The following is a 13,653-nucleotide window of genomic DNA, read 5'->3' as shown; positions in this document are numbered from 1 at the left end:
GGCGGATCCGCCGGGGCCCTTGCCGTTCCCGGGGGTGAAGATCACGGAGTTTCGGCAGCGTTTTCAGAAGGGGGAGGACCCACCCATGCCCATCGAGACCCGCGTCCACCGCGGGGGTGCCGGCGGCACCCTCGTCCAGACGGCGGTCGAGCTCGGGGCCGAGGTGGTGGCGCTGCCCGTCCGTCCAGGCTCCGAGGGCCCCTCCGCCGCCTCCGCGCCCGCAGCCGAGATCACCGCCGCGCTGCCCTGCACGCTGGAGGAGCTGCTCGCGCTGCACGGCGGCAAGGGCGAGCCCGGCGAGATCGTCTCCGCTCCCGTGCGGGTGGGCGGCCAGGTCCGTGAGCTGCTGCTCTACGGGGTGGGCGCCGCTACCCCGGCCGACCTGCGCCGGGCCGGCGCCGCGCTGGCCCGCCGCGGCAGGGGCCGGAGCGCGCTGGTCGCCGCCCTCCCCGGCGGGGACTCCGCCGCGGACCCCGCCCCCTTCGTCGAGGGCGCGCTGCTCGCCGGCTACCAGTTCAAGATCGGCGCGCCGCCGCCCAAGGCGCCCCTCGGCACGCTGGCCGTCCTCACCGACGCAGACGCCGACGCAGACGCCGACACCGACGCCGACGTCGAGGCCGCCGTCGAGCGCGGGTCCGCCCGCGCCGGCGCCACCGCCCTCGCCCGCGACCTCACCAACACCCCGGCCGGCGAGAAGGACCCCTCCTGGCTCGCCGCGCAGGCCGAGCGGGTCGCCGCCGGCGCCGGGCTCACCGTCCGCGTGCGCGGCGAGAAGGAGCTGGTCGAGGGCGGCTTCGGCGGGCTGCTGGCCGTCGGCTCCGGATCGGTCCGGCCGCCCCGGCTGATCGAGCTGTCCTACGAGCCGGCCGGGACCCCCGAGCGGCACGTCGTCCTCGTCGGCAAGGGCATCACGTTCGACAGCGGCGGCCTGTCGCTGAAGCCGAACGACAACATGAAGACGATGAAGACCGACATGGCGGGCGGCGGCGTGGTCATCGCCGTCATGGCCGCCCTGCGCGGCCTCGGCGTCCGCGCGCGGGTCACCGGGCTGGTCGCGGCGGCCGAGAACATGCCCTCCGGGTCGTCGATGCGGCCGAGCGACGTCATCACCCACTTCGGCGGGAAGACCTCCGAGGTGCTCAACACCGACGCCGAGGGGCGCCTCGTCCTCGCCGACGCGCTCGCCTACGCCGACGCCGAACTCGACCCCGACGTCATCGTCGACGTGGCGACGCTCACCGGCGCGGCCAAGGTCGCCCTCGGCCTGCGCACCGCCGCCCTGTTCACCGCCGACGACGCCCTGGCCGCCGCCCTCACCGGGGCCGGCGCCGCGGCGGGCGAGCCGCTGTGGCGGCTCCCGCTCGTCGAGGACTACCGGGTCGCGATCGACTCCGACGTCGCCGACATCAACAACATCGGGCGCGGCGGCTACGGCGCGGGAGCGATCACCGCGGCGCTGTTCCTGCGCGAGTTCGTCGGCGACCGCGCCTGGGCGCACCTGGACATCGCGGGCCCCGGCCGGTCCACCTCCGAGGACGCCGAGCTCACCCGGGGCGCCACCGGCTTCGGCGCCCGCCTCCTGCTGGACTGGCTGACCGCGGCCTGACGGGTCAGCGGGTCCTGCGGTCGATCAGCGGCACGGGACGGCGCCGCCCCGCCTCCTCGACGACGCCCGGGAGCGGCACGTCCCAGCCCGGCTCGACCGCGAAGCACCACGCGGCGGCCTCCGCCGTCGCCGGGACGTCCCGCAGCGTCAGCGCGACCAGCCGTGGCCGCTCCGCCGTGCGCGCCAGCTCGGCCAGCTCCGCCGTCGGCAGGAACACCAGGTAGTCCAGCTCGCGCCCCCGCGAGGTCACCCGCCGCACCGCCGCGATCGCCGCCACGTCCGCCCAGGGCAGTACGCGCTCACCGCGCCGGGGCAGCGGCCACCGCGCCGGCCGCCGCAGCCCGTCCGCGTCCATCTCCAGGACGGGGCGCCGCGCCAGCATCCCGCCGGCCGACACCGCCAGACCCGCGCCGAACAGCGTGATCCCGGCCACTCCGAGCAGCAGGAACACCGCGCTGCCCACCGTCAGGCCGCGCATCACCGCGCCCGCCACGAACCCCGCCGAGGCCAGGAACAAGATCACCAATGCGATGGCCAGCCGCGCCCCCGCCCAGGTGACCCGGTTCCGCACCGCGAACACCTCGCGGGGCGCTAGTCCGTCTTCACCGCGCACAGCAGGCCGTCGCCCACCGGGATCAGCAGCGGGACGAGCCGCTCGTCCTCGCGGATCGAGCGGTGCACCTCGCGGATCGCCTCGGTCTCGGGGTCGCGGCGGGAGGGGTCGGCGACCTGGTTCTCCCACAGCGCGTTGTCGAACGCGACGACGCCGCCGGGACGCAGCAGCCGCAGCGCCGCCGTCAGGTACTCGGGGTACTCCTGCTTCACCGCGTCGCAGAACACCATGTCGTAGGCGCCGTCGGTGAGCCTCGGCAGCACCTCCAGCGCCCGTCCGATGATCATCCGGGTGCGGGACGAGCCGAGCCCGGCCTCCCGGTAGGCGAGCTTGGCCAGGCGCTGGTGCTCGGGCTCGACGTCCACGCTCGTCAGCACCGCGTCCTTGGCCATGCCGCGCAGGAGCCAGACGCCGGAGACGCCGCAGCCGGAGCCGACCTCCACGACCGTCCGGGCGCCGATGAGGGTCGCCACGAAGCGCAGCGCGGCGCCGCCCGCCGGGCTGATCGGCGTCGCGCCGATCTCCTCGCCGCGGCGCCGGGCGGCCACGAGCGGCTCGTCTTCGGGGAGGAATTCCTCCACGTAGGCCAGGGTGGCCTGAATGGCGTCGATGGCTGCCTCCTCGCGGGACCCCCGCCTGGCTCATGCTGGAAAGACCATATCGCTGACAGGGAACCATCTGGAGTGTCAGCGCGTTCTAACCAGCGACGGAGCACATCACCCCGATGAGCCGAGTCGTAGTACCGAGTCGGTTCAGAACCGCCCCAGCCCAGGCGAGACCGTGCCGTTCCAAGGCGAGACCTTGGCTCACGAGAGAGGAACAGCCCGGCACCATGGGAGTCGCAGCACTGAGTTTTAGAGGCGCTGTGGGGGTCGGCCCCAGGCAGGGGTTGGGAAGCGCCGCGCGCACACGGGAGAACGCCCCCGAGGCCGAATGGGCGCCGCCGTCCTGGGACGAGGTCGTGCGCGAGCATTCCGCGCGCGTCTACCGGCTCGCCTACCGCCTCACCGGAAACCAGCACGACGCCGAGGACCTCACCCAGGAGGTCTTCGTCCGCGTGTTCCGCTCTTTGTCGAACTACACCCCGGGCACGTTCGAGGGGTGGCTGCACCGGATCACCACGAACCTCTTCCTCGACATGGCGCGGCGCCGCCAGCGCATCCGCTTCGAGGGACTCGCCGACGACGCCGCCGAGCGCCTCCAGGGCCGCGAGCCAACCCCGGCGCAGGCGTTCGACGACACCAACTTCGACGCCGACGTCCAGGCCGCGCTCGACGCCCTGGCCCCCGAGTACCGGGCGGCCGTGGTGCTGTGCGACATCGAGGGCCTCTCGTATGAGGAGATCTCGGCGACGCTCGGCGTCAAGCTCGGCACCGTCCGCAGCCGGATCCACCGCGGCCGCGCCCAGCTGCGCGCCGCCCTGGAGCACAGGGCCCCGACGCGCCGCCGGCCTGGGACGAGGAACGAGTTCCAGGCCGGTAAGGCCGGGGAGGCTGCGGTAGCGGCCGGGGTGCACAGCCCTGGGACGAGGAACGAGTTCCAGGCGGGAAAGGCTGAGGAGGCCGCTGCCGCGGGGATACACGCGGGCGGCTACCAGGTGCTCGCGGCGGAGGGCGCGCAAGCCCTGCCGCGGCCGGAGGGCGTGTAAGCAGGCGACCCGCGCGCGGGCGGGGAACCGCGCGCGCATCCACGGAAAACCACGAGAGGCGTCATGACGGAGCGGAGCGAGGGCATCAGCGCGGCCTTTGCCGGGGGGCGGGGGCCGTCCTCACGCGGGGAGGCCGTGTGAGCTGCCTGGGGGAGCGACTGACCGCTCTGGTCGACGGAGAGCTCGGGCACGAGGAGCGCGACAGGGCGCTCGCCCACCTCGCGGGCTGCGCGCGGTGCCGCGCCGAGGCCGACGAACTGCGGCAGATCAAGGGCCGCCTGCGGGGACTGTCCCGGCTGCCCGCCTCCGACGGCGCCGACGACCTTCCCACCGATGACTTCCTGACCCGGCTGCGCTCGCTGGCCGAACCCGCCGCGCCCGCCGCGCCGGACGACGCGTCCGGCACGCGCCCCGGCCACCCCGGGACGCTCGGCGGCCAGTCCACGCGGCCGATGCGGCAGCCCGTGCGCGGGGCCGGGCCGGGCCGTCCGCGCGACAACCGCCCGGCGGGCCGCGCCGTCGCCTCGGCGGGCTCCGGCGCCCTGCGCCGCCATCAGCGCCGCTACCTGGTCGTGGGCGCCGCCACCCTGTTCCTCGGGCTCGGCGCCGCGTCCTACGCCGCCGGCGGACGCCAGGAGGCGCCCGCCGTCACCCCCGCCTTCGACCGGTTCGCCGTCGAGCACGCGCTGACCTCCGGTGACACGCCGATGACCGACCCGCTCACCGACCCGGTCAACCAGATCCAGACCTCGCCTGGGCCGTGACCCGCTACACCGGCACCGGCCGGGCGCGACGCCGCGCCCTGGTGGCCGGTGGGCTGGCGGGGGCGCTCGCGTTCGCCGGCACGGTGACCGGTGACGCCGGGCCCGCCCGCGGCGTCCGCAGCGACCCCGGCGCGGTCGGCCTGCTGCGCGCCGCCGCCGACGCCGCGCGCCGCGTCCCCTACGAGGGGCGGCGCTTCCTCACCACCTGGAACCGCGGCCGCTCCGCGACGGCGGAGGTCGCGGTGACGCACCGGCCGGGCGAGGGCGTCCGGTACCGGGCCTCCTCGGGCGCGGAGGGCTACCGCCCCGACTCGGCCGCCGACGAGAGTGCCGGGATCGTCGCCGCGACGCTCGGGCTGCTGGCCCGCAACTACTCGGTGTCCCGCGTGGCGGACGCACGCGCCTGCGGACGCGCCGCCCACGTCGTCGAGGCCCGCCGGCCCGGCGGCGGCACCGCCGGGCGGTTCTGGATCGACTCCGAGACCGGGCTGATGCTGTACCGGGAGCTGATCGACGCCACCGGGCGGCGCGTCGTCGCGACCGGGTTCACCGAGATCGATCTGGACGTCCCCGCCGCGGGCCCGAGGATCACGCTGCGCCCCGCGCCGCCCGCCCGGGGCGCCGACCGCCCCGACCCGGACATGGTGGACGCCCAGGCGGCCGCGCTCGCCCCGTGGGGGGAGCGGCTGGACGGGGCGCGCCTCGCCCGGCTCCGCTCGGAGGGCTGGCCCATCCCGAAGGACCTGCCGGGCAGGCTCACGCTCTACGACGCGCGCAGCGACGGCGCGACCGTCCACCTCAGCTACTCCGACGGGCTCGCCGCCGTCTCCGTCTTCGTCCAGCGCGGCAGCCTGGACGAGGCGCGCCTGCCCGGCTGGCAGAAGACCGTGCGCCGGGGCCGGACGGTGTACCGCCGCGAGGCGCTGCGCCGCTGGGCGATCTCCTCGGGGAACGGGTATGTCTCGACGGTGCTGACGGACGTGCCGCAGAGCACCGCCGAGGCCGTCGCCCTCGACCTGCCGCGCGGCGGCGTCCCGTTCTGGACGCGGCTCGCGCGCGGCGCCCGGCGCCTCGGTTCGGCCGCCAATCCCTTCGGCTGAGGGGGGTGCCGCGGTTCGCCCGGCGGTCACGGAAGGTCTTATGCTCGCCACATGCGCGGCGGGGCACGATGAGCGCGGATGAAGAGAACCATGCTCGGTAGGAGATGGGGATGACGGAAGACAACCGCGGGCCGGGCGAGGCGCGGCCGGAGGACGAGGACACCGTCCCCGGCGACGAGCCTGAACGGCAGGAGGCGCCCGCTCCCCCCGAGACGGTCGCCGACCAGGAGCTCCCCCTGGGGCAGTCGGCGGCCGGGGCCGCACCGCAGGGCGCCGGGCCGGGCGAGGGCCGCCGCTGGAGCACCGGTCCCGAGGACGACCGGCCCGAGGGCGGCCGGCTCCACGACGACCGTCCGCAGGACGACCTCCCGCAGGACGACCGTCCGCAGGACGACAACGGCGACCGGCTGGTGGCGGGCGGCTTCGTGCCGCCCGACGCCCCGCTCGGCGGCGGGCGGGAGACCTCGCCCGCGCGCGACACCCCGATGGACATGCCGATGCGGGAGCTGCACGACACGCCTCCGCGCGAGCTGGGCCTCCAAGAGGTCCCGGTCCAGGACGCGCCGCCGCGCGACATGCCGCAGCCGCCGCCCGTCCCGCTCGACAAGCCGCTGATGGAGGGCCCCGAGTCCCGTCCGCGGCCCGGGTTCGTCCCGCACCACCAGGACCCGCGCGCCCACGACCCCCGCGCCCAGGGCGGCCCGCCGCCGTACGGGGGATGGCAGTCCCACCAGGGGCCCCCGCCGCCGGTCGGCGGCCCGCCCCCGGGCGGCCCGCCGATGGGCCCGCCGCCCGCGCCGATGGGCCCGCCGCCTCCGGGCGGCCCGCGCCCGATGGGCGGCTTCGGCGGCCCGCCCGGCACCGGCCCGAACTGGGCGCCGGTGCCGGCGATGCCGTCCTCGTCGGGGCGGGGCCCCGGCCTCGGGCTGCTGGCCGTCGTCGCGCTGATCGTGGCCCTGGTGGCCGGTGCCGTCGGCGCCGGGATCGGGGTCATGGCGACCGACGACGGCGACGACGGCGGCTCGGTGAGCCTCGGCGGCGGCAGCGGCGGTGGCGACACCAAGGTGCAGAACCGCCCGCCGGACTCGGTGGCCGGGGTCGCGCAGCGGGTGCTGCCGAGCGTGGTCATGATCCGCGTGCAGTCCTCGCAGGGCGAGGTCGGCGGCACCGGGTTCATCGTCAACGGCGGCTACGTCGTCACCAACAACCACGTGGTCGCGGGCGGCGGCAACGGCGGCCAGATCCAGATCGTCTTCAACGACAAGAAGACGCTGTCGGCGACCGTCAAGGGCGCCGACCCGAGCTCGGACGTCGCGGTGCTCAAGCCCGAGGGCCAGCACTCGCTGCCCGCGCTCCAGGTCGGCGACTCCGCCGCGATCGCGGTCGGCGACCCGGTGATCGCGATCGGCTCGCCGCTCGGCCTCCAGGGCTCGGTCACCACCGGCATCGTCAGCTCCCTGAACCGCGCGGTGCCCACGCAGGGCGAGGGCGGCGCCGACGCGTCCTACCTCAACGCCATCCAGACCGACGCGGCGATCAACCCCGGCAACTCCGGCGGCCCGCTGGTGGACGCCAAGGGCCGCGTGATCGGCATCAACACCGCGATCGCGACCGTCGGCGGCCAGTCGATGGGCGGCGAGGGCCAGGGCGGCAGCATCGGCCTCGGCTTCGCGATCCCGATCAACCAGGGCAAGCGGGTCGCCGAGGAGATCATCCGGACCGGCACCGTCAAGCAGGCCAAGCTGGGCGTGCTGCCCGACCCGCGCTACCAGCAGGGCGGCGCCAGGATCCTGCCGCAGCCGGTCAACGGCCAGGCCCCGGTCACCAAGAACGGCCCGGCCGACAAGGCGGGCCTGAAGCCCGGCGACGTGATCACCGCGCTGGACGGCAAGCCCATCGAGGACGCCACCGACCTGATCGCCCAGATCCGCAGCCGCGCGCCGGGCGACCGGGTGAAGGTGACCTTCCAGCGGACGGGCAAGGAGAGCACCGTGGAGATCACCCTCGGTTCCGACTGAGGCACGCTCCGATCGGGCCGCGTCGATCAGGGCACGCGCCGCCCAGAAGGCGGCACGGATGTTCAGATCCGGTTCATCCGATACGGGATACGCTGGGGGGACCGGTCCGCGCAGGGCCGGTCCCTTTGGCTGCTGGAGGACGGGTTGTTCGACGTCGGTATCGGCGAGATGGCGGTGCTCGTCGTGCTCGCGCTGGTCATCTTCGGCGACAAGCTGCCCCAGGCCGCCGGGCAGGCGGGACGGATGCTGCGGCAGTTCCGCCAGATGGCCAACTCCGCGAAGGCGGACCTCCAGGAGGGCCTCGGGCCGGAGTTCAAGGACTTCGACCTCAACGACCTGAACCCGAAGACGTTCGTCCGCAAGCACCTGCTGGAGGACGAGGACGACGACGCCTACGCCAGCGCGAACGGCGGCCTGGTCAACGGCGAGGACCCGTCCTACGCGACCGCGGGCGGCCTCGCCTACGACGAACGGCCGCCCTTCGACCCCGAGGCCACCTGACCGCGGCCCCGGTGGCCCCGGGTGGACGGCCCGGGTAGAGGGCCCGGGGTCAGCGGCCCTTCGGGGAGATGCCCAGCGACATGCCGGCCAGCCCCCGGCTGCGCCCGGAGAGCTGCTCGGCGATCGTGCGCAGCTCCTTGGCGGCGCCCGCGTCGGGGTCGGCGAGCACCAGCGGCACACCGCTGTCGCCGCCCTCGCGCAGCCTCGGGTCGATCTGGACCTGGCCGAGCAGCGGGACGCGGGTGCCGAGCGTCGCCGTCAGCGCGTCCGCGACGGTCTGGCCGCCGCCGACGCCGAAGATGTCCTGCCGCTCGCCGCAGTGCGGGCACGCCAGGTAGGACATGTTCTCGATCACACCGACGACCTGCTGGTGCGTCTGCGCGGCGATCGCCCCGGCCCGCTCGGCGACCTCGGCGGCGGCCTGCTGCGGGGTGGTGACGACCAGGATCTCGGCCGAGGGCAGCAGCTGCGCCACCGAGATCGCGATGTCGCCGGTGCCGGGCGGCAGGTCCATCAGCAGGATGTCGAGGTCGCCCCAGTAGACGTCGGTGAGGAACTGCTGGAGCGCGCGGTGCAGCATCGGGCCCCGCCACACCACCGGCTGGTTCCCGGCGGTGAACATGCCCACCGAGATCACCTTCACGTCATGCGCGGTCGGCGGCATGATCATGTCCTCGACCTTGGTCGGCGGGTGCTCGACGCCGAGCATGCGCGGCACCGAGTGGCCGTAGATGTCGGCGTCCACGACGCCGACCTTGCGGCCCTGCGCGGCGAGGGCCGCGGCCAGGTTCACGGTGACCGACGACTTGCCCACGCCGCCCTTGCCGCTCGCGACCGCGTACACCTTGGTCAGCGAGTTCGGCTTGGCGAAGGGGATCTCCTTGGCGGGCTGCCCGCCGCGCAGCTTGGTCTGGAGGTCCTTGCGCTGCTCCTCGCTCATCACGTCCAGCTCCACCTGGACGGAGGCGACGCCCTCCAGCCGGGAGACGGCCTCGGTGACGTTCTTGGTGATGGTGTCCCGCATGGGACATCCGGCCACGGTCAGGTAGATCCCGACGCGGACGCCGCCGCCCGCGTCGATGTCGATGTTCCTGACCATGTCGAGCTCGGTGATCGGCTTGCGGATCTCGGGGTCGTTCACCGTGGCGAGAGCCTCGGTCACCCGCTCGGTCGTCAACTGGGAGGCCATGTCCCCATGGTATGAACTCGGTGGCCGTGCCCGCCAATCCGGGTGCCGGGTCTCTCACCCCGCGCCCGCCCGCCGTACGATCGTCGGGTGACCACCCAGCACAGCCCCGTCGCGGACATCCCCGTCCAGGCCGAGGAACGGGCGCCCGCCCCCGGCCGTCCGTCCGGGCACGCGGCCGGCGACGCCGCCGCCCCGGCCCCGGCCGCCGAGCCGGCGGTCTGGCGGACGATGCTGCGCGCCCAGGTGCGGATCTCCCGCCGCCTCCAGGCCGACCTGCTGGCCGAGCACGACCTGCCGCTGGCCTTCTACGACGTGCTCACCCACCTCGGTGAGGCGCCGTGCGGGCGGCTGCGCATGAACGACCTCGCCGACCGGGTGCTGCTGTCGCGCAGCGGGCTGACCCGGCTGGTCGACCGGCTGGAGCGGGAGGGCCTGGTCGCCCGGCAGACGTGCCCGAGCGACGCGCGCGGCCTGTACGCGGCCCTGACCCCGACGGGCCGGGCGCGGCTGGAGGAGGCCGCCCCCACCTACCGGCGCGGCGTCCGCGACCACGTCCTCAGCCGCCTGGACGACGACGACCTGCGCCTGTTCGGCCACCTGCTCGGCAAGCTCGCCGACGAGCCCGTCGACGGGTCCGCCGCCGAGTCCGCCGCCGAGTCCGTTGACGAGTCCGTTGACGCGGCGGCCTCCTTCCCCCGGGAGGGGGTCAGCGCGCGTCCCGCTCCTTGAGCATCTGCTGCAACTCCGACCGGAGGAAGTCGCGGGTCACGACCTCGTTCAGCGCCACCCGCAGCCCGGCGATCTCCCGGGTGAGGTACTCGGTGTCGGCGATCGTCCGCTCGTTGCGGGCGCGGTCCTGCTCGTACTGGACGCGGTCGCGGTCGTCCTGCCGGTTCTGGGCCAGCAGGATCAGCGGCGCCGCGTAGGACGCCTGGAGCGACAGCATCAGCGTCAGGAAGATGAACGGGTACGGGTCGAACCGCAGCGCGGGCGGCACCACCAGGTTCCAGACGATCCACACGGCCACGAACACCGTCATGTAGACCAGGAACCGGGCGGTGCCGAGGAACCGGGCGATCCGCTCCGACAGCCGCCCGAACGACTCCGGGTCGTAGTGGGGCCGCGGCAGCAGCGTCCGCCGGATCTCGCGGGGCTGGTCCAGCCGGGTGCTCATCTCGCGTGTGGTCATCTCGTCCCCTCGCCGCCCCGCAGGGCCTCCTCCTCCGGATCGGAGGGCGCCTCGGCGCTCGCGTCCATCACGGTCTCCCGCCAGTCCTCGGGCAGGAGGTGGTCGAGGACGTCGTCGATCGTCACCGAGCCGAGCAGGTGCCCGTCCTCGTCCACGACCGCGCCCGCGACCAGGTTGTAGGTGGCCAGGAACATCGCGACCGCCGCCAGCGACATCGTCGGGCGCAGCGGGTCCAGCTCGGCGTCGACGATGCCGCTGACCAGCGTCGGCGGCGGCTCGCGCAGCAGCCGCTGGAAGTGCACGGTGCCGAGGTAGCGGCCGGTCGGCGTCGCGGTCGGCGGCCGGCACACATACACCTGCGCGGCCAGCGCCGGGTTCAGGTCGGGGTTGCGGATCTGCGCGAGCGCCTCGGCGACGGTCGCGTCCGGCGCGACGATCACCGGGTCGGTGGTCATCAGCCCGCCCGCCGAGTCGTCGGCGTAGGTCAGCAGCCGCCGGACGGGCGCCGCGTCGCGCGGCTCCATCAGCGTCAGCAGCCGCTCGCGCTGCTCGGTCGGCAGCTCGCCGAGCAGGTCGGCGGCGTCGTCGGGGCCCATCGCCTCCAGGACGTCGGCGGCCCGGTCGTCCTCCAGCTTGCCGAGGATCTCGACCTGGTCGTCCTCGGGCAGCTCCTCCAGGACGTCGGCGAGGCGCTCGTCGTCCAGCGCGACCGCGACCTCGGTGCGGCGCTTCTCCGGCAGCTCGTGGACGATGCCCGCGAGGTCGGCGGGCTTCATCCGCTCGAACGCGGCGATCAGCCCGGCCGCGCCCTGGCCGTGCTCGACGGCGGAGAAGCCCTCGACGGCGTCGAAGTCCACGACCAGGCTCTCGCCCCGGCGCCGCAGGCCGCGCCCGCGCCCGCCCCTGCGGCCCCGGTTGACGGCGACCTTGCCGATCAGCCAGTCCCGGGTGCGGGTCGGCTCCATCGCCACGTCCACGACGGAGACGGGCTCGCCGGAGGCGCGGAAGCGGACCGTGCGGTCCAGCATCTCGGCGATCACGAGCGTCTCGGACTCGCGCTTGTGGAAGCGGCGCATGTTCAGCCTGCCGTCGAAGACGATCGCGTCGGCCTCGACCACCGTGACCCGGGTGATCGGCAGGAACACCGGGCGGCGCGGCCCCACCTCCACGACCAGCCCGAGCACGCGGGGCGGGCGGGGCGCGAGGCGCAGCGCGACCACCACGTCGCGGACCCGGCCGACCTGGTCGCCGGCGGGGTCGAACACCGCTATCCCGGCGAGGCGGGCGATGAACACCCGGCCCGGAGATCCGCTCATGGGCAGGACACTACCCGTGATCTTGCAGCTCATCCGAGGCGGCGGACGCGCCGCGCGCGGCCCCTCGCCGGGGCCGGTGTCACATCGCGGCGGCGCGCCTCGTCCTCATGGTGACGGGCGGAGACAGGGCGGGGGCGCCCCGGGGCCGGCGGCGGGACGGGCCGCGGGGCGGGCGACCCCGTGCGGACGGAGGCACCCATGGCGCGCACCCCCTTCGAGCACGGCGCGGACGCTCGGGCAGACTCGTGCTTTGTGAGCGAGTCGGCGCAGGACCCTTTCGAGGAGCACCGGAACCTGCTGTTCGCCGTGGCCTACCGGATGCTCGGCACCGCGGCCGACGCCGAGGACGCCGTCCAGGACGCGTGGCTGCGCTGGTCGGCCGGGGACCGCGGGGACGTCGCCGACCCCAAGGCCTACCTCGTCCGGATCACCACCAACATCGCGCTGGACCGGCTGCGCTCGGCGCGGGCGCAGCGCGAGACCTACGTCGGGCCGTGGCTGCCCGAGCCGATCCTGACCTCCCCGGACATCGCCGAGGCCACCGAGATGTCGGAGTCGGTGTCGATGGCGATGCTCGTCGTCCTGGAGACGCTGAGCCCGCTGGAGCGGGCGGTGTTCGTGCTCAAGGAGGTCTTCGGCTACCCCTACGCCGAGATCGGGAAGGCGATCGACCGGTCGGAGTCCTCGGTGCGCCAACTCGGCACCCGCGCCCGCAAGCACGTCGAGGCGCGCCGCCCCCGCTTCGAGGCGGGCGGCGCCGAGCGGCGCGCCGCGACCGACCGGTTCTTCGACGCGGTGCTCGGCGGCGACATCAACCGGCTGATGGAGGTCCTCGCGCCCGACGTGGCGCTGTGGACGGACGGCGGCGGCAAGGTCCAGGCCGCGCGGCGCGTCATCCACGGCGCCGACAAGGTCGGGCGCTGGCTCACGGCGGTCTCGGGCGTGCCCTACGCGGGCGTCGAGTGGGACGACATGCGGCCGCGGCGCGTCCGGCTCAACGGCGAGCCCGGCCTCGTCGTCGACGGCCCGGACGGCCCGATCACCGCGTTCGTCGTCGCGCTCGGCGCGGACGGCCGGGTGGAGGCGATCCACATCGTCTCCAACCCCGACAAGCTCCAGGCGGTCGCGGCGGGCCGCGAACTGCCGATCTAGGGCGATCCAGGGCCGATCCAGGCGGGGTTCAGCGGTCGACGCGGCGGCGCTTGCCGCCGACCATGCGCGGCGGCGCGCCCGCCGTCGTCGCCGGCGTCGGCACCGGGCGGACGCTCGCGTACGCCTCCGGCGCCTCGGCCGCCGCGTCCTCGACCGGGGTCAGCCGGACGATCCACGACTCGGTCGCCCAGCGCTCCACCTGGCCCTCGTGGCTCGGCGCGTTGAGCCGGTCCTTGGCCAGCAGCGGGGCGACGGCGTCCCACAGCGGCGTCCCGGGCTCGACCGGCGCGCACGCGGCGACGAAGGAGACCAGCCGGCCGCCCTTGTCCTTGCTGCGCACGATCACGGTCACCCGGCCCGCGTCCGGGAGGCCGGGGAGGGGCTGCTCGCCGTCCCCGCCCGTCAGCACGTAGGCCGAGCCCTCGTGCCACACGTGCCAGGCGGCCCGGGGCTGCGGCAGGCCGGGAAGGTCCAGCCACAGCAGCCCCGATTTCTTGGCCGCCTCCTCTACCAGAGCCACGTTGAGGTCACCCATGCGAAAAGCGTCTCACACCCGG

Annotated in this window: 13 protein-coding genes and 1 pseudogene; 8 read left to right on the top strand and 6 right to left on the bottom strand. The window is 75.0% G+C overall.

Features of this window, described 5'->3' with window-relative positions:
* The first annotated feature begins 85 nt into the window (after positions 1–85).
* A complete protein-coding gene (locus tag KLI87_RS10570; protein ID WP_214616817.1) occupies positions 86–1,606 on the top strand; it encodes a leucyl aminopeptidase in 1,521 nt (506 codons plus the stop codon).
* A gap of 4 nt (positions 1,607–1,610) precedes the next feature.
* Here KLI87_RS10570 and KLI87_RS10565 read toward each other — a convergent pair whose 3' ends face one another.
* Both KLI87_RS10565 and KLI87_RS10560 read right to left on the bottom strand, forming a co-directional pair.
* Positions 1,611–2,177: a hypothetical protein gene (locus KLI87_RS10565; protein WP_156218936.1), complete on the bottom strand. Its 567-nt coding sequence runs from the start codon at positions 2,175–2,177 to the stop codon at positions 1,611–1,613.
* A 20-nt stretch (positions 2,178–2,197) separates the two neighbouring features.
* A complete protein-coding gene (locus tag KLI87_RS10560) occupies positions 2,198–2,800 on the bottom strand; it encodes an O-methyltransferase (protein ID WP_214616816.1) in 603 nt (200 codons plus the stop codon).
* Positions 2,801–3,051: 251 nt separating this feature from the next.
* Between KLI87_RS10560 and sigE the strand changes: the two are divergent.
* The 5 genes and pseudogenes from sigE to KLI87_RS10535 form a co-directional block, all read left to right on the top strand.
* Positions 3,052–3,663: pseudogene (gene sigE, locus KLI87_RS10555) on the top strand (RNA polymerase sigma factor SigE); the annotation flags it as partial.
* 341 nt (positions 3,664–4,004) lie between these two features.
* Complete coding sequence (locus tag KLI87_RS10550; protein ID WP_214616815.1) at positions 4,005–4,631, top strand: anti-sigma factor; 627 nt, start codon at positions 4,005–4,007, stop codon at positions 4,629–4,631.
* The gene (locus KLI87_RS41465) at positions 4,628–5,731 is read left to right on the top strand and encodes a MucB/RseB C-terminal domain-containing protein (RefSeq protein ID WP_156218934.1); all 1,104 of its coding nucleotides are present in this window, start codon (positions 4,628–4,630) and stop codon (positions 5,729–5,731) included. Before KLI87_RS10550 ends, KLI87_RS41465 begins: the two co-directional genes overlap by 4 nt.
* A gap of 110 nt (positions 5,732–5,841) precedes the next feature.
* A complete protein-coding gene (locus tag KLI87_RS40960) occupies positions 5,842–7,749 on the top strand; it encodes a S1C family serine protease (RefSeq protein WP_214616814.1) in 1,908 nt (635 codons plus the stop codon).
* A gap of 144 nt (positions 7,750–7,893) precedes the next feature.
* Positions 7,894–8,250, top strand: coding sequence for a sec-independent translocase (locus KLI87_RS10535; RefSeq protein ID WP_156218932.1), 357 nt, complete (start codon positions 7,894–7,896; stop codon positions 8,248–8,250).
* A 49-nt stretch (positions 8,251–8,299) separates the two neighbouring features.
* Here KLI87_RS10535 and KLI87_RS10530 read toward each other — a convergent pair whose 3' ends face one another.
* Positions 8,300–9,439: an Mrp/NBP35 family ATP-binding protein gene (locus KLI87_RS10530; RefSeq protein WP_156218931.1), complete on the bottom strand. Its 1,140-nt coding sequence runs from the start codon at positions 9,437–9,439 to the stop codon at positions 8,300–8,302.
* An 87-nt stretch (positions 9,440–9,526) separates the two neighbouring features.
* Here KLI87_RS10530 and KLI87_RS10525 point away from each other — a divergent pair, with 87 nt between their 5' ends.
* Positions 9,527–10,168 (top strand): MarR family winged helix-turn-helix transcriptional regulator, encoded by a 642-nt coding sequence (locus KLI87_RS10525; protein WP_308165944.1) that lies wholly within the window; start codon positions 9,527–9,529, stop codon positions 10,166–10,168.
* Here the strand turns inward: KLI87_RS10525 and KLI87_RS10520 are convergent.
* Positions 10,146–10,613: a DUF1003 domain-containing protein gene (locus KLI87_RS10520; protein WP_214617392.1), complete on the bottom strand. Its 468-nt coding sequence runs from the start codon at positions 10,611–10,613 to the stop codon at positions 10,146–10,148. The genes KLI87_RS10525 and KLI87_RS10520 overlap by 23 nt on opposite strands.
* 11 nt (positions 10,614–10,624) lie before the next feature.
* Positions 10,625–11,944: a magnesium transporter MgtE N-terminal domain-containing protein gene (locus KLI87_RS10515; protein ID WP_246250315.1), complete on the bottom strand. Its 1,320-nt coding sequence runs from the start codon at positions 11,942–11,944 to the stop codon at positions 10,625–10,627.
* Between the two features lie 252 nt (positions 11,945–12,196).
* Between KLI87_RS10515 and KLI87_RS10510 the strand changes: the two genes are divergently transcribed.
* Positions 12,197–13,096, top strand: a complete 900-nt coding sequence (locus tag KLI87_RS10510; protein WP_308165943.1) for an RNA polymerase sigma-70 factor — start codon at positions 12,197–12,199, stop codon at positions 13,094–13,096.
* A gap of 28 nt (positions 13,097–13,124) precedes the next feature.
* Here KLI87_RS10510 and KLI87_RS10505 read toward each other — a convergent pair whose 3' ends face one another.
* Positions 13,125–13,616, bottom strand: coding sequence for a hypothetical protein (locus KLI87_RS10505; RefSeq protein ID WP_308165942.1), 492 nt, complete (start codon positions 13,614–13,616; stop codon positions 13,125–13,127).
* Positions 13,617–13,653 lie beyond the last annotated feature (37 nt).

It is taken from the genome of Actinomadura sp. NEAU-AAG7 (genome assembly GCF_018603865.1).
Taxonomy (GTDB): domain Bacteria; phylum Actinomycetota; class Actinomycetes; order Streptosporangiales; family Streptosporangiaceae; genus Spirillospora; species Spirillospora litoris.
The sequence above is the reverse complement of the archived record's forward strand: the minus strand, read 5'-3'. Positions and strand labels throughout refer to the sequence as shown.